19 protein-coding genes and 1 pseudogene are annotated in these 18,204 nt (G+C 63.0%); 18 read left to right on the top strand and 2 right to left on the bottom strand.

Annotated elements, in window-relative coordinates; translation table 11 throughout:
• The first annotated feature begins 2 nt into the window (after positions 1-2).
• Genes AWB82_RS14885 through AWB82_RS14870 form a run of 4 tightly spaced genes read left to right on the top strand, consistent with a single transcriptional unit; the run spans position 3 to position 4,124 of the window.
• Positions 3-956 carry a hydroxymethylglutaryl-CoA lyase gene (locus tag AWB82_RS14885; RefSeq protein WP_086968318.1) on the top strand — a complete coding sequence of 318 codons (954 nt, stop codon included), beginning with the start codon at positions 3-5 and terminating at the stop codon, positions 954-956.
• A gap of 6 nt (positions 957-962) precedes the next feature.
• Complete coding sequence (locus tag AWB82_RS14880) at positions 963-2,957, top strand: oxidoreductase (RefSeq protein ID WP_086968316.1); 1,995 nt, start codon at positions 963-965, stop codon at positions 2,955-2,957.
• 29 nt (positions 2,958-2,986) lie between these two features.
• Positions 2,987-3,418, top strand: coding sequence for a GlcG/HbpS family heme-binding protein (locus tag AWB82_RS14875; protein ID WP_086968314.1), 432 nt, complete (start codon positions 2,987-2,989; stop codon positions 3,416-3,418).
• A 49-nt stretch (positions 3,419-3,467) separates the two neighbouring features.
• Positions 3,468-4,124: a GntR family transcriptional regulator gene (locus AWB82_RS14870; RefSeq protein WP_086968312.1), complete on the top strand. Its 657-nt coding sequence runs from the start codon at positions 3,468-3,470 to the stop codon at positions 4,122-4,124.
• 170 nt (positions 4,125-4,294) lie between these two features.
• On the opposite strand, the gene AWB82_RS38315 is transcribed toward AWB82_RS14870, so the two are convergent.
• Positions 4,295-4,783 carry an MFS transporter gene (locus AWB82_RS38315; RefSeq protein ID WP_327344813.1) on the bottom strand — a complete coding sequence of 163 codons (489 nt, stop codon included), beginning with the start codon at positions 4,781-4,783 and terminating at the stop codon, positions 4,295-4,297.
• Between AWB82_RS38315 and AWB82_RS38985 the strand changes: the two genes are divergently transcribed.
• The 5 genes from AWB82_RS38985 to AWB82_RS14845 all read left to right on the top strand — a co-directional run bounded on the left by AWB82_RS38985 (position 4,716) and on the right by AWB82_RS14845 (position 11,542).
• Complete coding sequence (locus AWB82_RS38985; protein WP_143756728.1) at positions 4,716-5,069, top strand: hypothetical protein; 354 nt, start codon at positions 4,716-4,718, stop codon at positions 5,067-5,069. The genes AWB82_RS38315 and AWB82_RS38985 overlap by 68 nt on opposite strands.
• 214 nt (positions 5,070-5,283) lie before the next feature.
• Positions 5,284-6,582, top strand: coding sequence for an ATP-grasp domain-containing protein (locus tag AWB82_RS14860; RefSeq protein WP_086968308.1), 1,299 nt, complete (start codon positions 5,284-5,286; stop codon positions 6,580-6,582).
• 10 nt (positions 6,583-6,592) lie between these two features.
• Positions 6,593-9,292, top strand: coding sequence for a CoA-binding protein (locus tag AWB82_RS14855; protein ID WP_086968306.1), 2,700 nt, complete (start codon positions 6,593-6,595; stop codon positions 9,290-9,292).
• A gap of 148 nt (positions 9,293-9,440) precedes the next feature.
• Positions 9,441-10,739: an MFS transporter gene (gene tcuC / locus AWB82_RS14850; protein WP_086968304.1), complete on the top strand. Its 1,299-nt coding sequence runs from the start codon at positions 9,441-9,443 to the stop codon at positions 10,737-10,739.
• Positions 10,740-10,759: 20 nt separating this feature from the next.
• Positions 10,760-11,542 (top strand): substrate-binding domain-containing protein, encoded by a 783-nt coding sequence (locus AWB82_RS14845; RefSeq protein ID WP_086968302.1) that lies wholly within the window; start codon positions 10,760-10,762, stop codon positions 11,540-11,542.
• Positions 11,543-11,557: 15 nt separating this feature from the next.
• Here the strand turns inward: AWB82_RS14845 and AWB82_RS14840 are convergent.
• Positions 11,558-11,833: pseudogene (locus AWB82_RS14840) on the bottom strand (dicarboxylate/amino acid:cation symporter); the annotation flags it as partial.
• 265 nt (positions 11,834-12,098) lie between these two features.
• On the opposite strand from AWB82_RS14840, the gene AWB82_RS14835 reads away from it, so the two are divergent.
• The 9 genes from AWB82_RS14835 (at position 12,099) to AWB82_RS14800 (ending at position 18,012) form a co-directional block, all read left to right on the top strand.
• Positions 12,099-13,049: a ketopantoate reductase family protein gene (locus AWB82_RS14835; RefSeq protein ID WP_086968300.1), complete on the top strand. Its 951-nt coding sequence runs from the start codon at positions 12,099-12,101 to the stop codon at positions 13,047-13,049.
• On the top strand, positions 13,046-13,438 hold the full coding sequence (locus AWB82_RS14830) for a VOC family protein (RefSeq protein WP_086968298.1): 393 nt from the start codon (positions 13,046-13,048) through the stop codon (positions 13,436-13,438). Before AWB82_RS14835 ends, AWB82_RS14830 begins: the two co-directional genes overlap by 4 nt.
• A 2-nt stretch (positions 13,439-13,440) precedes the next feature.
• Complete coding sequence (locus AWB82_RS14825) at positions 13,441-13,902, top strand: MaoC family dehydratase (RefSeq protein WP_086968296.1); 462 nt, start codon at positions 13,441-13,443, stop codon at positions 13,900-13,902.
• Positions 13,902-15,122, top strand: a complete 1,221-nt coding sequence (locus AWB82_RS14820) for a CaiB/BaiF CoA transferase family protein (protein WP_086968294.1) — start codon at positions 13,902-13,904, stop codon at positions 15,120-15,122. Before AWB82_RS14825 ends, AWB82_RS14820 begins: the two co-directional genes overlap by 1 nt.
• A complete protein-coding gene (gene aroE / locus AWB82_RS14815) occupies positions 15,122-15,967 on the top strand; it encodes a shikimate dehydrogenase (protein ID WP_086968293.1) in 846 nt (281 codons plus the stop codon). Before AWB82_RS14820 ends, aroE begins: the two co-directional genes overlap by 1 nt.
• Before the next feature lie 110 nt (positions 15,968-16,077).
• Entirely contained in the window at positions 16,078-16,518 is a 441-nt protein-coding gene (aroQ, locus tag AWB82_RS14810) for a type II 3-dehydroquinate dehydratase (protein WP_086968366.1), read from the top strand.
• A 33-nt stretch (positions 16,519-16,551) separates the two neighbouring features.
• Entirely contained in the window at positions 16,552-16,686 is a 135-nt protein-coding gene (locus tag AWB82_RS38830; RefSeq protein WP_268811026.1) for a hypothetical protein, read from the top strand.
• Positions 16,677-16,853, top strand: a complete 177-nt coding sequence (locus AWB82_RS38310) for a dioxygenase (RefSeq protein WP_235023294.1) — start codon at positions 16,677-16,679, stop codon at positions 16,851-16,853. Before AWB82_RS38830 ends, AWB82_RS38310 begins: the two co-directional genes overlap by 10 nt.
• Before the next feature lie 253 nt (positions 16,854-17,106).
• Positions 17,107-18,012, top strand: a complete 906-nt coding sequence (locus tag AWB82_RS14800; protein ID WP_086968364.1) for a LysR family transcriptional regulator — start codon at positions 17,107-17,109, stop codon at positions 18,010-18,012.
• Positions 18,013-18,204: the final 192 nt, after the last annotated feature.

Raw genomic sequence — 18,204 nt, 5'->3', positions numbered from 1 at the left:
GTATGACGGAAACGATCCGCATCACCGAAGTCGGCCTGCGCGACGGCTTGCAGAATCAGCCTGTCGCCGTTCCGGTCGAGGACAAGCTCGCGCTGCTCGAAGCGCTCATCGAAGCGGGCGTGCGGCATGTCGAGCTGACGAGCTTCGTGCGCCCCGACGCCGTGCCGCAACTCGCCGATGCCGCGCAGTTCGTCGCAGCGGCGACGCAGCGCGGTCTCGCGTCGCGGCTCGACGACTGCATGGCGCTCGTGCCGAACATGAAGGGCTACGAGCTCGCGCATGCGGCCGGCGTGAAGTCGGTGGCGCTCGTGCTTGCCGTGTCGGAGACGCTCAATGTCAAAAACATCAACATGACGCTGGAGCAGGCGACGGGCATCTGCGAGAGCGTCACGCGGCGTGCGGCCGATGACGGCGTGCGCGTGCGCGTCTATCTCGCCGCGGCGATGGGCTGTCCGTTCGACGGTCCGAGCCCGCCCGAGCGCGCGCAGGCGCTCGCTGCGCGCATGGTCGATGCGGGCGCGGACGCCATCGCGGTGGCGGACACCATCGGCGCAGGGCACCCCAAAGACGTGCCCGCGCTGTTCGAACCGCTTGTGCGCGCGCATGGCGACGCGCGCATCGCAGCGCATTTCCACGACACGCGCGGGCTCGGCAGCGCGCTCGCGTGGCAGGCGGCGCTCTCGGGCGTGCGTCAGTTCGATGCGTCGATCGGCGGGCTCGGCGGCTGCCCGTTCGCGCCGGGCGCATCGGGCAATGTTGCGACGGAAGACCTCGCGTTCCTGTTCGCGCAGGCGGGTTTTGCGACCGGCATCGACCTTGACCGGCTGCTGGATGTGCTCGATACCGTCGAGGCGCTGCTCGGCCGCCGCCATCAGGGGCGCGTCGCGGCGTGGCTCGCGAATCAGCGCACGAAGCGCCGTGCGCATAGCGCTCCGATCAACGCTCTCTCTTCCTGAATCCTCATGACGAATCCAGCCATTTCCTCACCGCTGGCCGAGCCGTTCGTGTTGCCGGGCGGCACGCGGCTGCGCAACCGCGTCGTGCATGCGTCGATGAGCACGTTCATGTCCGACGACTCGAACGTCACCGATCGCCTGATCCGCTATTTCGCGAATCGCGCGCAAGGCGGCGCAGGCGCGGTCGTGACCGAGCCGCTTTCGATGGCGCGGCATCAGCGCGTATGGGACCGCGTGCGTGTCTGGAACGACGACAATCTCGACGGCCTCAAGCGCTGGGCCGAAGCTGTCGAACGCTACGATTCGCGGCTCTTCGGCCAGATTCAGGACCCGGGGCGCGCGCGTCACGAATCGGGGCGCAGCTTCAATGCGATCGGACCGTCGCGGCTCGCCGACGATCTGAGCTGGTCGATGCCGCGCGAACTCTCGGCGGGCGAGATCCGCGAGCTGATCGACGATTTCGCGGATTCGTCGGCGCGGCTGCATCGCTGCGGCTTCGCGGGCGTCGAATTTTCGGCCGGCCACGGGCATCTGTTTCATCAATTCCTGTCGCCGCAATCGAACGTGCGGACCGACGAATACGGCGGCGACTGGGACGGCCGCACGCGTTTCCTGCGCGAGCTGACCGAGGCGATTCGCGCGCGCTGTCCACGCCACTTCGCCATCGGCCTGAAGCTACCCGGCGACGATGGCGTGCCCGGCGGCATCGGCCCGGAGCAAGCCGCGCTCGTCACGTCGATGCTGACGCGCTCCGGCGATGTTGATTACGTGTGCTTCGCGCAAGGCTCGCACGCGCGCTCGCTGGAGATGCACGTGCCCGACCGCTTCGGCGAGCGTGTGCCGTACACCGGGCTGATCCGGCGCCTGCGCGAGTCGGCCAACGGCGTGCCGGTGATGGCGCTCGGACGCATCACCGATCCCGCCGAAGCCGAAGCGATCCTCGCGAACGGCGACGCCGAACTGATCGGCCTCGGGCGCACGCTGATCGCCGATCCCGCGTGGCTCGACAAAGCTCTGGCCGGCCGCGCGCACGACATCCGCTACTGCGTCTCGTGCAACACCTGCTGGGACACGATCATCACCTACAACCGGCCGATTGCGTGCATCAACAATCCGCGTGTGGCCGAGCCCGACGAAGTCGACTTCATGCCGCCGCGCGCGGCCGAGAAAAAGCGCATCGCGGTGGTCGGCGCGGGTGTGGCAGGACTCGAAGCGGCGTGGGTCGCGGCGGCGCGCGGACACGACGTGATCGTGTTCGGCGCGAGTCGCGAGCCGGGCGGCAAGGCGCATGTGCGCTCGCGCCTGCCGGGCGGGGAGACCATCACGAGCGTGTACGACTATCAGGTCGTGGCGGCGCAGCGCGCGGGCGCGCGCTTCGAACTCGGCCGCAAGGCGGGCATCGACGAGATTCTGGAATTCAAGCCCGATGAAGTCATTCTCGCGACGGGCGCCGCGCACAGCGTGCCGTCATGGGTGCCCGCGGAATACGCGCAGAGCGGCCTGATTCCCGACATCAACACGGCGATGGCCGAGCTGCTGCGTCATCCGTCGCGCCAGCCGGGAAGCGCGGTGATCTTCGACATGGATCAGGGCGAAGGCACTTACGCCGCCGCCGAAATGCTCGCGACGATCTTCGAGCGCGTCGCGATCATCACGCCGCGCGAATCGATCGCGCAGGAAGTGGCGCTCGTCACGCGTCAGGGCTTCCTGCGGCGGCTTGCGCTCGCGCGCGTGCAGGTGCTGACGCTCTGCGAGCCGGTCATCGGCCAGTCGTTCGAGGAAGAAGCGCGGCTCGAATATCGCAATGTCTACAACGGCGACGCCGGTTTCATCGACGACGTCGCGTTCCTCGCCTATGCGACGCCGCGCGTGCCCGATATCTCGCTGCTCGGCGCGCTGCGGCAGCATGACATTCCCACCCGGCTCGTCGGCGATTGCCGTACAGGGCGCGGCATTCTCGCCGCCACCGCGGACGGCCACGAAGCCGGCAACGCAGTCTGACCGATCATCGATAACAAGGAGAACCGCGCATGACCTCGATTTCCACCCTCAGCATCGACGCCGCCACCGCGCAGGCCGCCATCGCCGCCGCCGCCGAACACGCGCGCGCCAACGGCCTGCAGATGTCGATTGCCGTATGCGACAACGCCGGCTTGCTGAAGGCGTTCATGCGCATGGACGGCGCCTCGCAGATCTCGCTGGGCATCGCGCAGGACAAGGCGTATACCTCCGCGGCGACCGGACTGCCGACGCATCGCTGGCACGACTTCATCAAGGACGATGCGCCGCTCCTGCATGGCATCGTGCATACGCCGCGGCTCGTCGTGTTCGGCGGCGGCTTTCCGATCGTCGAGGATGGCGCGGTCGTCGGATCGATCGGCCTGAGCGGCGGGCATTATTCGCAGGATATGGAATGCGGGCGTGCGGCGCTGAAGGCGATCGGTGCGGCATCGAACGACTAGCCCGGACTAGAATAGTGCTCCGTAAAGGCAACCATCATCATTCAGCACCATGAAAAGGGCCGTCGACAAGGCATACGAAGCGATTCGTGAAGCCATTCTTTCGCGCGAACTGCATATCGGCGCGCAACTGACCGAGACCGATCTCGCGGCGCAGCTCGGCGTCTCGCGCACGCCCGTGCGCGAGGCGCTGCGGCGGCTCTCCAACGACGGGCTCGTGCAGTTCACGTCGAGCCAGCGTGCGTCGGTGGCGTCGTTCGATATCGACGACGCCGTCGAGATCTTCCAGCTGCGCGCGACCCTCGAGGGCATGATCTGCTCAATCGCGGCGACGCGCATTTCCGATCAGGAGGTGGCGCTGCTCGAAGGACTCGCCGATCGTATGGAGTTCGAGGCGCGCGAGCGGAAGGAGGGCTTCATCGAGCGCATCTCGTCGCTGAACAGCGAGTTTCACAAGCGCATTCTGGAGGCGGCCGGCACCAAGCGGCTCGCCAATGTGGTGACGGGGATCATCGAGCTGCCCGTGGTGCTGCGCACGTTTCATCGTTACGATGACAAGCAGCTCGCGCGCAGCCTCGGACATCATCGCGAGATCATCGACAGCTTCAAGGCCGGCGATGGCGAATGGGCGCGCAGCGTGATGCAGGCGCATATCCTCGCCGCGCGGGCGAGCTATCTCAAATATGGAGCGGATGGCGGCGAGGCATAGCCACGTGTCTTGCCCGCCTGTCTTGCCGCTGCGCTTGCCGTGGTCGCGGCTTGTTGATTCACGCCGCGCTGCCCCAGACGCGGCAGTGCAACGAGCGCCAGCAACGCGAATGTGGTCGACCACGACACCTCCCGCCGACGAACTCACCGCGATCGCCACCTGCGACGTGCTCACGAGCAATGCCGAGCCCGCTTCGGGCAGGTCCGGCGCCGCATGCTGACTCCAAATGCTGGCGCACAGCGGGAGCGCGCCAAATGCGATCCCCCGTGCAGACCGGCACGAGGCACGTGCGCATAGGAATGGCTCGGGGTCGGTAACAGCACCAGGCTCATCATCAGCAATGCGACGACCGCCGCTGTCGTCTGCTTCAGGCGATGCTTCACCGCCGGCGATATCGCCAGATTCGAAACAAAGCCGATGGCGCCGAATGCGAGCAGCAGCAAGGTAATGTCGGACAGCGCGAAATGCCCGTCGCGCAGCAGGAACGGCGCGATGTACGTGTACGAGCAAAAGTGCGCGCCGCACATCAGGGCGATCATCAACAGACATCGACGCGCATGGGGCCGACGCAACAGCGACAGCGGATCGTCGATGCGCAATGCCTTCTCGGACGGCAGCGACGGAACGAGCCATGCTCCGGCCAGCAACGCGAGCGCCACCAGCGCGCCCGTCGCGGCGAAAGCGACGCGCCACGACGCGAGTCCCCGCAATGAAAGTGCCGAGCGGCGCGCCGATAACGGTCGCGCATGCCACGCCTGTAAGGATGAACGCCATCGCCCGCGCGGAATCGGGCTGACGCACGAGCCGTCCGACGGCGGCGGTCGCTCTGATTCGGTACCCGCATTGATAGCGGCCGCACATCAATCATTGAAAAAATTGCATTTTTCGTTTCAGTCCGTTTGCGTCAGTATCTGTCTCAAGATTCCAGCAAAAATTGGAACGTAAGTAAAACGCATCGGAGACACGCCATGCACTTCGCAAGATCCATTCAACGCGGCTGACGATTGCCGCTTGAGGCCGCCCGGTCTCGCCGCTTACCGTCAATGCATACCAGACATCCGAATCCGAGCGTCACTGGCGCGGCGGCCGCCTTGTCTCGTGCGGCGCTGGTTCGAGCTCCCGTTTCTTTCTACGCAATGCCCTTCAGGAGACAGACTTCATGCAAATCACTGGTATGTTGCACGGCGCGCGCCTGCTGCAATTCGTCGGATTCCCGGCGAGTGAAATCCTCGGCCCGAGCGCCAGCGAGGAGGAGATCAAGACCTTGATCGACCGTCATCGGCAGATCTTCATCAAGCCCGTTTTCAAGGGCGGAGTTGGAAAAAAGGGCAAAGCGGGCTTGCTCGGCCGCGCCACCGATCTCAAGACAGCGTTGAGCGAAAAAGAACGGTTGTACTTCGCTGAACACACCGTTGGCCACCTGAGAGCGAAGGCGAATGGCGTGACGTTCGAAGCCGGCGTGCCGGCCGAGCATGAAGTTTATTTCTCGATCACCGATTCCACCCGCTTTCGTGCACCGACTATGACGCTCTCGCACAAGGGCGGCATGGATATCGAAGAGGTTGATCCGAAGCATGTGGCGATGGTGCCTTTCGACGCATTGACCGGTCTCAAGGCGTTCGTCGTGGCGAACGCGCTGAGCGAGATCGGCGCACCGAAGGAGATCATCTCGCCGCTCGTGCAGCAGTTGCCAAAACTCTGGGAGCTCTTTCACGACTTCGGCATGACGACGCTGGAGCTCAATCCAATCCGGATGCGCGAGGACAAGAACGGACGGCTGACACCGGTCGCCTGCGATTTCAAGTGCGGCTTCGATCGCGACGATCCGCGCTGGACGCGTCTTGGACTGCCGCAACACCTATTCGCCGCCGACTACTCCGACTTCGAGCAGGAGATCAATCAGTTGCGCACGCATCAGGGCCAAAGCGATGTGTACGTGATCAACGACAAGGGAACGATCCTCGCGCCGACGTTCGGCGGCGGCGCCAACTCGCTCGTCACCGAAATGCTGGGCGACGCCGCGATCATTTCGTCGGATTTCGGGGGCAATCCGCCCTACGCGAAGATGAAGGAAGTGGCCCGTATCTGCTTCAAGCACTGGCTCAAGCAGTCGAACGTGCTTTTTATCATCGGCGGCAAGTCGAACAACACTGACATCTTCGAGACGCTGCGCGCGATGGCCGATGCCCTTCGCGAACACTTCAGCGAGCATGGACCGACGCCGCTCTACGTTGTGCTCGGCCGTGGCGGGCCGAACCTTGTGCGTGGCATGGCGGCGTTGAGAGACACCTGCGACTCGCTCGGTCTGCCTTACAGACTTTTCGGATTTGACTCCGACATCAGTGAGGTCATCCAGTACGCAAGAAAGGCGGATGCGTGGATGCGAGAGGGTGGCCGGGCCGAGATCGCAGCACGGATCGGCGTGACGGCCAAGAAAGCCGAAACGGCTCAAGCTTGAGGAGTACGACATGCATAAACAACACAGCAAACCGTTCAAGTATTTCGTCGGCGTCAACTCGCTTGCGCAGATCGCTACACGCGACCATCGCGTGTGCGTACTCAACATCCTGGGCGGCGAGTCGTCCGATGTGACGCCCGTTAGTCATGCCTACTCCGGCGGCAATATCGTCTTCGGTACGGCACCGGGAAAGGGCGGGCAAACGCTCTCCACATCGGCCGGCGACATCCCGGTGTACAACAACGTCCGTGAAGGGCTCGAAGCAGGGCACCGCTTCAATTGCGGCGTCGTGTATCTGCCGCCATCGGCTGCCCGTGACGGCGTCGCCGAACTGATTCGCGTCAATCCAGACCTCAAGAAGATTTTCATCATCACCGAGAAGATCGCCGTGCATGACGCCCGCGAAATTCGAGCGATGGGTCAGCAAGCAGGCATCGATATCTTCGGGGCGAACGGGCTGGGCGTCGCGGACTCCTGGAATCGCGTGAGGATCGGCGGAGCGCTCGGCGGTGACAATCCGGACGATTCGCTGCGCAAAGGATCGATCGCGATCTTCTCCAACTCCGGCGGCTTCAGCACCACGATCGCACAATATTTGCGCATGAGCGGCTGGGGCACATCGACCGTCGTTTCGAGTGGAAAAGACGTCTACATCCACTACGCCGCGCCGGAATTTGCGTTTGCACTCGCCAACGACGCGCGCAGCAAGGCCGCCGTGCTTTATTGCGAACCGGGTGGCTATTATGAAGCGGACGCGACATTCACGAAGCCGGTTGTCGCCTGCGTGGTGGGCCGATGGAAGAGCAGCCTGACGCGTGCGGTCGGTCATGCAGGCGCGATGGCCGGCGGTTCCGACGACGCGCAAGCGAAGGAACGCTGGTTCATGGAGAAGTTCGGCGTCGACCGGCTCTTCAGCCCCGACGATCCATGCTGCTCGGCCAAGGGCGCGGTCGTCACGAACATCGCGCATATCCCGGCGGCGCTGACCGCCGTCATGCGCGCCAACGCGACGATGCCCGACTTCGAGCCCGAAGGCAGCCTCGCGCTCAAGCCGTGGTTCGGCTCCGATCAGGGAATCGAGTTGCCGTCTGATCTTGCGATTCCCGTGGTCGGCGCGGTCGCTCCGTATGACGAGCAGGTCTTGCAAGTCAACAGCCAGATCGGGGCGATTGCGCCGCGTCAGACGCTCAAGGACGCATCGGGCGCGTCGCAAATGGACGCGAAAACGCAAGTCAGCAGTCTTCACGGAACCTCGATGCTCGACGCCGCGACGCGCTCGCTCGAAGCGAACGTGAACCTTGCCCTGCTGCACGAACCCGGCGGCGAGAACGACGAGAGGCTGATCAACGTAGCGATCGCGGCATCGGTCAATCTGCATGGAACGCCGGAACTCGTCGCGGCCCAGGCGGCGCGCGAGGCGGGCAACGCCCCCAACGCGATTCTGGCGGCTGCGGCATCGATCGTCGGGCCGAATCGCCAGCGCGCGGCGCGCGATGCGGCGAAATGGCTGATCGATCGCTTCGCGGCTGCGGGCCTCACGAATGCGCTCGACGAAAGCTACGATATCGGCCAGATCGACACCACCGGCAGCGAGCCGCTCTTCGCCGATGCCCGCGATCCGCGCGCCGAGGCGATGCTTGCGGGACTTGCGAAGCGCGGCGCCAAGTCTGTATTCATCCGCTGGCTCGCGTCGCAGCCGGCGCACCCGACGGCTGACGCCGTGCTCGCCGCGATCACAACCACTTTGGCGTGGGGCCCGCTCATGCGCAAGCGTGTGTCGCGCGTGACCGCCGAGAGTTTGCCTTGGTGGACCATGCTGTTCGGACGTTTGATCGGCGCTTCGGCGGATGCGTCGCGTCACGCCCCGGAAGGCTTCTGCGGCTTTACCAACGAATCGCTTTTGAACGAACGCAGCCTCACGGAGATTTGCTTCGCCGCATTGCTCGATCTCGAACCCGGCCCCGACGACCTTTTCGCATTCAAGACGCTCGCGGGGCTGCTGCTCACCAACGGTCCGGGAGCCATTTCGGCACAAGGGGCGAAAGGCGCCGTATCCGCCGACGGTCCTGAGAGCCCCGAGCGCGTGCAGCTCAATAAGGCGCTCGTCGGCTTCCTCTCGCATACCGGCTACACGCATGGCGGCAACGGGTACGAGGGAATCGCGTTCCTGATCGAAGCGTTCCGCGACACGTCGCTCGGCGATCCGTCGGATGCTAACCACGGCGTGGATCTGCGCAAGCTGGCCGCGCACGCGGTGGAGCGTTACGCGCAGTACAAGGCGCGCAAGAAGAACGCGGGCAGCCTGGACATAGCGAAGCTGCCAGGGGTCAATCATCCGGTGTTCAAGGACAGGCCCGTGAACCATGACCCGCGCGAAGTGTTCATCGCAAATTTGTGCGAGCAACGCGGCGAATACAACGCGTTCCATGCGTTCTATCGCGAGCTCGTGCAGGCTCTGTTCGATGCCGGTGTATCGCGCAACGTGTATTGCGTGAATGTCGATGCGGTGATCGCGGCGCTCTTGCTCAAGATGCTGTGGCAACCGCTGCGACGCGGCGATCTGGCGGAGTCCGATCTGGAGACTGCCGCGTTCACGATCTTCCTCTATCCCCGGATGCTCGGCTGCGCGGCAGAAATCGACGATCACTTGAACCGCGGACGCAACATGGACACGCGCACGCCCGCCTCCCAGTGCCGCTTCGTCGCCTGATCGGAAAACCGGCAGCGATGCGCGCGCTGATAAACAGCACGCATCAATCGTTCCGAAAATAGCACTTAATGTTTTGCGCCGTTCGGGCGAGTATTCGACAAACAAGAAATCGCCCGGACACCAAGCCGAAATTTCTGGAGACACCTCGATGCATCCCTCTTCAAGCACCTCTGCCCCCGCGCAATCGAAGACATCCGCCGTACTACGCGTGACGGCCGGCAACTTCCTGGAGCAGTTCGATTTCTTCCTGTTCGGCTTCTACGCCACGCAGATCGCTGCCGTCTTTTTCCCCGCGGGAAGCGAGTTCGCTTCGTTGATGATGACTTTCGCGGTGTTCGGCGCTGGTTTCCTGATGCGTCCGCTGGGCGCGGTCATTCTCGGCGCGTATATCGACGATGTCGGCCGGCGCAAGGGCCTGATCGTCACGCTGTCGATCATGGCGAGCGGCACCATCCTGATCGCGTTCGTGCCAGGCTACGCGACGATTGGACTATTCGCGCCGGCGCTGGTTCTGATCGGCCGTCTGCTGCAGGGCTTCTCGGCGGGTGCGGAACTGGGCGGGGTTTCGGTCTATCTCGCCGAGATGGCGACGCCGGGACGCAAGGGCTTCTTCACGAGTTGGCAGTCCGCCAGTCAGCAAGTTGCGATCGTGGTGGCAGCAGCGCTCGGCTTCGCGCTTAATCAATGGCTCGACACGGCGACGATCGCCGCGTGGGGATGGCGCGTGCCGTTCTTCGTCGGCTGCATGATCGTGCCGTTCATTTTCATTCTTCGGCGCAATCTAGAGGAAACGCGGGAATTCAAGCAGCGCCAGCATCGTCCGAGCATGAAAGAAGTTTTTGCCACGCTCGTGCAGAACTGGACCGTCGTGATCGCCGGCGTGCTGCTGGTCTCAATGACCACCACGAGCTTCTACCTGATCACCGTCTATGCGCCGACCTTCGGCAAGACGGTTCTGCATCTGAGCACCGCCGACAGTCTGCTCGTCACGCTGTGCGTGGGCATCTCCAACTTCATCTGGCTTCCGATTGGCGGAGCACTGTCAGACCGCATCGGACGCCGCCCGCTTCTTCTTGGAATGACGATCCTCGCAATCGCGACGGCCTACCCGGCGCTTTCGCTGCTTGCTCACGCGCCGAGCTTCGTCAACATGCTGCTCGTGCTTTTGTGGCTTTCGTTCATGTACGGCATGTACAACGGCGCGATGGTTGTCGCGCTCACCGAGGTAATGCCGGTCGAAGTGCGTGTCGCCGGGTTCTCGCTTGCCTACAGCCTCGCGACGGCGGTTTTCGGCGGTTTCACGCCAGTCATCTCGACCGCGCTCATTCACCTGACAGGCGACAAGGCCGCGCCCGGCTACTGGATGAGCTTCGCCGCGGTGTGCGGACTCGGAGCGACACTCGCACTGTATCGTCGCCGTTCCCTTCCGCTCCATGCGGCGTCCTGAATCACCGCATCTCTTTAAACATGAAATCCATCCTTCTCAAACTCTGCACTGCCGCGCTGCTCGGCAACGCCGTCGCCGTGGCGAACGTACAGGCCGCCGATCTGCATGTGATGAGCTCGGGTGGCTTCACCGCGGCGTACAAGCTGCTTGGACCGAAGTTCTCGGCATCGACGGGTAATACCCTCGACACCGCGCTCGGCCCGTCGATGGGCAAGTCGCCGGAAGCCATTCCGAACCGCCTTCAGCGCGGCGAGCCTGCCGACGTGGTGATCATGGTCGGATACGCGCTCGACGACCTGATCAAGCAGGGCAAAGTGATTCCCGATTCACGCGTCGAACTCGCGGACTCGCGCATCGGCATGGTCGTGCGCGATGGTGCCCCCAAGCCCGACATCGGGTCCGAGGCGGCCCTCAAGGAGACCTTGCTGCGTGCCCGGTCGATCGCGTATTCGGACAGCGCGAGCGGCGTCTATATTGAGCGCGAGTTGTTCAAGCGCCTCGGCATCGAAGAGCAGGTGAAGGCCAAGGCGAAGATGATCCCGAAGATCCCGGTGGCGTCCGTGGTCGCGACCGGCGATTACGAAGTCGGCTTTCAGCAGGTCAGCGAGTTACTGCCGGTCAAGGGCGCCGCGTACGTCGGCAAGATTCCGGAGTCGATGCAGTCAGTCACGCGCTTTGCGGCCGGCATTCCCGTTGGCGCGCAGCATCCGAAGGAAGCTAAGGCGCTGCTCGACTATCTCGCGTCGCCCGCGGTGCAGCCGGAGGTGGTATCGACCGGACTCGATTCCGTCGCCGCGCATTGAGACGAGCCCAACGAATCAGCCCGGCAGGTCAGCGGGCTGATCGACGTCTTCTTCAGGCTCGTGCGCCAGGCTCAGTGCGTCTTGCAGGCGCGCTCGGTCGCACGCGCGTTCCCACATCGATACGAAGATCACCGCGCATGCGTTGCTGATCACGCTCGTCAGGGCGCGCGACTCGGACATGAAGCGATCGATGCCCACCAGCACCGCGACGCCCGCCGCGCCCTTCGACGGGAGCAGCATGACCGCGAGCATCGTCGCGATCTGGCCGCCGGGGAGGGGTACGTCGCACGCTCCCCGCAGCGCCGCGACGATCTCGATCCAGCTCGCACCGCGACCACCCGCCGAACGCGACACATGGGTCAATGCGCCGTTTTGAGGATCGATCCGATACGCACTGACGTGTGACGCTGCACAAAGCATCAAGACCCGTACTACTTTCCCTAATCGATAATTCCGCGTCCCACGACAATTGCGTTTTGCAATGTCGATATTGCGTTCATTGCATTGCCAGTATGTGCGCGAGATCGTATCTTCGTGTCCATTCAAGGAGACATTCATGAAGATCGCATTTCTGGGCGCAGGCGCGCTGGGCTGCGCCATCGGCGCTGCGCTGACCGAAGGGGGCCACGAGACGTGGCTCGTCGACAGGTTTGCGGCACACGTCGAGGCCATGTCGCGCGATGGCCTGCAGGTCGACGACGAGCGCGGCACGCGCCGCGTCAAAGTCCGCGCCACGATGAACCCTGCCGACGTCGGCCCTGTCGACGTTGTGATCGTACTGGTCAAATCATTTCACACCGATTCAGCAATGCGCGGCGCGCTCGATCTCGTCGGGCCCGAAACGCTGGTCCTGTCGCTGCAGAACGGCCTCGGTCACGAAGATGTGCTGAGCGATATCGTTGGACGTGAGCGCGTGCTTGCGGGCAAAACCTACGTCGGTGGCGTGTTGCGCGCGCCCGGACATATCCAGTCCGGCGTTACCGGAAAGATCACGATCATCGGCGAACTCGATGGGCGCAGGACCTCCCGCGCGCAAGATGTCGCGAAGGCTTTCAATGACGCCGGTCTTACGACAATGGTCAGTGACAACATTCTCGGCACGATGTGGGACAAGCTCCTGATCAACGTTGCCACCGGTGCGATCACAGGCATAACCGGTCTCACTTACGGGCAGCTTTACAGCGAACCGGTGCTGAAGGCGACCTCGCTTGCGGCGATCGAGGAAGCAATGGCCGCAGCGAAGGCGGCCGGCGTCAGACTCTCCATTACAAGTGCGCAAGACGCCTGGAATATGGCCGCCGAAGGCCTGCCGGCCGCGTTCAAGACTTCTATGCTGCAAAGCCTGGAAAAGTCTTCCGTCACTGAAATTGACTTCATCAACGGTGCGGTCGTGCGCTGGGGCGAGCGGCTTGGTGTGCCAACGCCGGTGAACTCGACGCTCGTGGCGTGCGTAAAAGGCATTGAGCGTGCGATGACTGACCGCCAGGAAAAGGGGGGCGCAGCATGAGCGCACCCAAAGCCTATCTCGAACACGTCGCGATCTGGGTGAAGGATATCCACTGGCATATCCGCTTCTTCGAAGAAGTGCTGGGCATGACCATGCGCGAAGTGGACGGTTCGCGTGAAGCGCCGCGTCAGTACTGGACACTCGGCGGGCTCCAGTTCATCAGCGATCCGCTTCACGAGGGCTCCGAAGGCCGGCTCGCGCATCTAGGCGTGATGTGCGAGGACCTCGAAGCCGCGCTCGCCGCCGCGCAGCCGTTTGGCGTCACCGAGATGACGCAGGGCCGTAACTGGCTGCGTCTGCCCGACGGACTCGCCGTCGAACTCATTCAGGCCAAACCCGCCACGTGCGTCGCCGAGGCGCTGGCAATCAATCCACGCGCGGAGGCGTGAGCATGAGCACCATCACCGAAAAATACTGGGACGATGCGCAGGAAGGAGACGAGTGCGTTAGCCCGGCCTACGCCGTCACGAAAGAGCGCATCTTGGCTTACGCCGATCTCACGGGTGATCACACGCCCGTGCACGTGGACGAGGAATACGCCAACGCGAGCCACTTCGGATCGATCGTCGCACACGGCTTGTTCGGCCTGTCTATTGCCGATGGCCTGAAAACGCAAAGCGCGTATCGCTTCCTGCCGGGCATGTCACTAGGCTGGACGTGGGACTTCGTGCTTCCGATCAAGGTCAATGACGTGCTGCACGTCAAGTTTCGCGTTGCTTCGATGCGCGCAAGCAAAAGCCGTCCGGGTTGGGGCATTGTCATCCTTCCTTCCGAGTTGATTAATCAGAACGGCGAAGTCGTTCAACGCGGCGAGCATCGGCTGATGATCCCGCGCCGTCCGGGAGCGAACTGATGCAGGCCCGTCCCCTCGAAGGTATTCGCGTAGTCGACTACAGCCACTTCCTTGCCGGTCCCTACGTCGGACGCTGCCTCGCTGCGCTCGGCGCCGAAGTCATCAAAGTCGAGCGTCCCGGCAGCGGTGATGCAGGCCGCCAGCACGCGACGATCCTCGACGACCAGCAAAGCGCCTACTTCCTCCAGCTGAACATGGGCAAGCGCGGCGTGAGCGTCAACATGAAAGATCCGCGGGGTAAGGCGTTCATGCAGCGCCTTTGCGATTCGGCGGATGTGTTCATCGAGAACTATCGCCCCGGAGCGCTGGACAAGCTTGGCCTCGGCTACGCCGCGTTGTCCGAACGCAATCCCGGTCTCGTCTACTGCTCGATCTCAGCCTATGGGCATACAGGTCCGGACGCGCATCGCGCAGGCTTCGGGCTGATCGCGGAAGCAAAGAGCGGCATCATGCAGATGATCGGCAATCCCGGCGAACCGCCACCGCTCATGCGGATTTCGCTCGGCGATATGTACACCGGCATCCACGCAGTCGCCGCGATCAACGCCGCCTTGCTCGGCCGCGTGAAAAGTGGACGCGGCCAGCATATTGACATGGCGCTGTACGACACGCTGTTCTCGATGCACGAATACGCCGTCCAGTGCTACACGATGCAGGGAGTGGTGCCCGAGCAGACCGGCCATGACATGCCGACATCAACTTTATACGGCGTCTTCCGGGCAAGCGATGGTGACTTGGTCATCGCCGCGCAGGTCGACGATTCGTGGAAGCGATTCGCGACGGCCGTCGAGCAGAACGGCGGCCCCGTGGGCTTCGGGACCGATGCGCGTTTTCACAGCCTGAACGGGCGCAATGCGAACCGCGAGGCCGTTCTCGCGGTCGTGAAGCCGTGGGTCGCTGCACGCAACGTCGCTGATGTCCTCGCGCTGCTCGACAGCGTTGATGTGCCCTGCGCCAAAGTCCAACGCATCGACGAGGTCGTGGCCGATCCGCAGATCGTGGCGCGCGGCATGGTGATCGAACAGGAGCATCCGCGCTTGGGCACGCTGCGTCTGCCGAACCTGCCATTTCGCTTCTCGGACTGCGATACGTCGATTCGCGAAGTCGGCCCCGATCTCGGGCAGCACAACGAGGAAGTCGCCCGATCGTTGGGCTTCAGCCCTGCCGAGATCGATTCGATGCAAACCGACGGCGTGCTGTTCTCGAAGCGGAGCGCGTGATGAGCGATCGTTACGCGGTTATCGGCAATCCGATCGGGCACACGAAGTCTCCCTTGATCCACAGCCTCTTCGCGCAAGAGACCGGTCAGGACATGAGCTATGAGGCCATCGAAGGGCCTGTGGGATCTGCCAGCGGCTTCTCTGACAGCGTGAAAAGCTTCATTGCAGCGGGCGGCCGCGGCATGAACGTGACCGCACCCTTCAAGCTTCAGGCATTCGAAATTTCCGATGAGCGCAGCGAAAGAGCGGAGCTCTCGGGTGCCGTCAACGCAATGAAGTTCGAGGACGGCCGAATCATCGCCGAGAACTTCGATGGCGTAGGCCTCGTGCGCGACATCGAAGTCAACCTGCATCAGCCGATGGCCGGCAAGCGCGTGCTGATTCTCGGCGCGGGTGGCGCTGCGCGTGGGGCGTTGCTGCCGTTTATCGCGGCACGGCCCGCCAAACTCGTCATCACAAACCGGCATGTGGACAAGGCGCGTGCGCTTGTCGAACAAGTCGCCGGATCGCTGACTGCGGGTGGATCGCTCACCGCCTGCGGTTATGCGGACTTAGAGGCAATGGGGCGCTTCGACCTCGTCATCAACGCGACGTCCGCGAGCCTGACCGGGCAACTGCCGCCGGTGCCGCCTGGTGTCTTCAGCGCCAGCGCAATCGCCTATGAACTCGCTTACGGCAAGGGACTCACGCCTTTCCTGCGGCTGGCGCGCAATGCAGGCGTGCAAGGTATCGCGGACGGCGTCGGCATGCTGGTCGAGCAGGCGGCCGAAGCGTTCGCCTGGTGGCGGGGCGTTCGTCCGCAGACGCGCGCGCTCATCGAGCGCCTTACTGTTCCGCTCGATTGACAGGAGGAGATATTTCGCATGCAAGCCGAGCCGTATCGTTTTTGCAGGTACGAAGTCGACGGGCCGCTTCTTACATTGACGATCAACCGGTCACTACACTGGATGGAATGATGAAAACGTTTCTCATGCTGCACGGCGTCAATCACAACATGTTCGGCAAGCGCGACCCGGTTCAGTACGGCACGGCCACGCTCGCCGATATTGATGCGCAATTGCAGGCGCTCGGGAAGGAACTCGGGGTGACGGTCGAAAGCTACCAGACCAACAGCGAGGGCGACATGTGCGATCGCATTCATCAGGCGTTCAGCGACAAGGTCGATGGCGTGCTCATCAATGCGGGCGCCTGGACGCACTACAGCTATGGCATCCGCGATGCGCTCGCCATTCTGATCGTGCCCGTCGTGGAGATTCATATGTCGAACATCCACGCGCGTGAAGCGTTCCGGCATCACTCGGTGTTCGCGGAAATCGTGAAGGGGCAGATTTGCGGCTTCGGTATCGAAAGCTATTCGCTCGGACTGCGGGCGGCGGTGTCCGCTGCCGCCCGATAGTCGGGGCAGGGCCGGATTCATGCGGAGACGGCGATGATCATCGGCAACGAACAGGAAGTCACGCGTGCTGTACTCGACGAACTGGCGCATGCGCCGGATGCGCGGTTCGGGAAATCACGTCGGCCGTGGTCCGTCATTTGCACGATCTGGCGCGCGAAGTGCGGCTGACTGAAGCGGAGTTTCATCAGGCCTGCGCCATCGTGGCGAAGCTCGGGCAACTGAGCACGGCATCGCATAACGAAGTGGTGCTCACGGCGGGAACGCTCGGGCTGTCGTCACTGATCTGCCTGCTCAACACGGCGAAAACGGTCAGACCGCAACCACGGCCAATCTGATGGGCCCCTTCGCGCGCATGAATTCGCCGCGAACGGAAAACGGCCGCTCGATTGGTGCCGCCGGAGTTGTGGGGACGCGCCATCCGCTGGCTCTCGCCTTGCTTGCCTTCTTTCGGGCTCTCTCGTCTATGAGGCCGTCGTTCAGCCGGCCTCGACGCGGCAGTCCTTGTTCCATGAACGTCTCCTGACGTTTTCGCCCTTGCAATGCAATGATTACAATAGGGACATTGCGCTAAACAATGACCCGACCATCATGACTACCGCTGAGTTGCCAGATCTTAAGCTGCTTCAACTTTTCGATCTGCTGTACGACTTGCGCAGCGTCACGCGCGCAGCGGAGCAACTTGGACAGGCTCAGCCAACAGTCAGCATATGGCTTGCGCGTCTGCGCGATCATCTGCAGGATCCACTGTTCGTCCGCACGCCTGGCGGCATGACGCCTACGCCGCAGGCGGATGCGCTGATCGGGCCGTGTAGGGAAATCTTGGAGTCGTTACGTCGGTTTTCCGCATGGGAGATTTCGTTCGATCCGATGACAGCGAAGCGGCGGTTCCGCATTTGCATGACCGATGCGAGTCACATCACGCTGCTACCGCGAATGCTTGCACACGTACGTGCGCAAGCCCCGGGCGTCCGGTTGGAGGCCGCGCGAATTGACGGCAACACGGAGCGCGCGCTCGAATCTGGCGAAGCCGATCTGGCAATCGGATATGTCCCGTGGCTCGGAAGCGGTATGTATCAACAACAGCTCTACATGCAGGACTGGGTCTGCCTGGTCAATCCGCGCCACCCACGTGTACGTGCAAGATTGACTCTCAAACAGTATCGCAGCGAGGGGCACGTCATCATCGCCGCAGGAACAGGCACGCAACTGCTAGAGCAGGCCCTTTTGCGCGAGGACATTGAGCGTGATGTTGTGCTTGAGCTTCCCGGGATGCTCGGGCTTGGATCGATAGTCAAGTCCACCGACCTCATTGCCACTTTGCCGCGCAACATCGGTGAAACGCTGGCGCGGGTAAACGACTTAACCGCTCATACTTGTCCGTTTCCGGTTGATAAATTCGCAGTGCGCCAGCACTGGCACGTGAAGTACCATCACGAGGCGGGTAATCGCTGGCTGCGCTCGGTCGTGGCCGATTTATTTTTGAGCATGACTTAGGCTTTGACTGCAACGGTTCGGTGGAGGAGCAATTCGGTTTAGGCGAGCCGCTCGCGAGCGCGGTGCCACCATCACGACCCGCCCCCGAAAGAGCGACACATTTGCCACCGTGTTTTCGGAAGTGATGATCGGTATAGCGGTGATCGCGCGCGACCCAAAATACCTGGTTCAGAAGTTGTTATGAAGGCAATA

Origin of the sequence: Caballeronia glebae (genome assembly GCF_001545035.1) — a bacterium.
GTDB lineage: Bacteria > Pseudomonadota > Gammaproteobacteria > Burkholderiales > Burkholderiaceae > Caballeronia > Caballeronia glebae.
This window is presented reverse-complemented; position numbering and strand designations above follow the sequence as displayed.

Coding starts and splice junctions, on each gene's coding strand:
- AWB82_RS14880 (WP_086968316.1), top strand. CDS start 963: ATGACGAATCCAGCCATTTCCTCACCGCTGGCCGAGCCGTTCGTGTTG.
- AWB82_RS38985 (WP_143756728.1), top strand. CDS start 4,716: ATGCGCAATGCCTTCTCGGACGGCAGCGACGGAACGAGCCATGCTCCG.
- AWB82_RS14870 (WP_086968312.1), top strand. CDS start 3,468: ATGAAAAGGGCCGTCGACAAGGCATACGAAGCGATTCGTGAAGCCATT.
- AWB82_RS14830 (WP_086968298.1), top strand. CDS start 13,046: ATGAGCGCACCCAAAGCCTATCTCGAACACGTCGCGATCTGGGTGAAG.
- AWB82_RS14860 (WP_086968308.1), top strand. CDS start 5,284: ATGCAAATCACTGGTATGTTGCACGGCGCGCGCCTGCTGCAATTCGTC.
- AWB82_RS38830 (WP_268811026.1), top strand. CDS start 16,552: ATGATCATCGGCAACGAACAGGAAGTCACGCGTGCTGTACTCGACGAA.
- AWB82_RS14885 (WP_086968318.1), top strand. CDS start 3: ATGACGGAAACGATCCGCATCACCGAAGTCGGCCTGCGCGACGGCTTG.
- AWB82_RS14820 (WP_086968294.1), top strand. CDS start 13,902: ATGCAGGCCCGTCCCCTCGAAGGTATTCGCGTAGTCGACTACAGCCAC.
- AWB82_RS14800 (WP_086968364.1), top strand. CDS start 17,107: ATGACTACCGCTGAGTTGCCAGATCTTAAGCTGCTTCAACTTTTCGAT.
- aroE (WP_086968293.1), top strand. CDS start 15,122: ATGAGCGATCGTTACGCGGTTATCGGCAATCCGATCGGGCACACGAAG.
- AWB82_RS14855 (WP_086968306.1), top strand. CDS start 6,593: ATGCATAAACAACACAGCAAACCGTTCAAGTATTTCGTCGGCGTCAAC.
- AWB82_RS14835 (WP_086968300.1), top strand. CDS start 12,099: ATGAAGATCGCATTTCTGGGCGCAGGCGCGCTGGGCTGCGCCATCGGC.
- AWB82_RS14875 (WP_086968314.1), top strand. CDS start 2,987: ATGACCTCGATTTCCACCCTCAGCATCGACGCCGCCACCGCGCAGGCC.
- AWB82_RS14845 (WP_086968302.1), top strand. CDS start 10,760: ATGAAATCCATCCTTCTCAAACTCTGCACTGCCGCGCTGCTCGGCAAC.
- aroQ (WP_086968366.1), top strand. CDS start 16,078: ATGAAAACGTTTCTCATGCTGCACGGCGTCAATCACAACATGTTCGGC.
- tcuC (WP_086968304.1), top strand. CDS start 9,441: ATGCATCCCTCTTCAAGCACCTCTGCCCCCGCGCAATCGAAGACATCC.
- AWB82_RS14825 (WP_086968296.1), top strand. CDS start 13,441: ATGAGCACCATCACCGAAAAATACTGGGACGATGCGCAGGAAGGAGAC.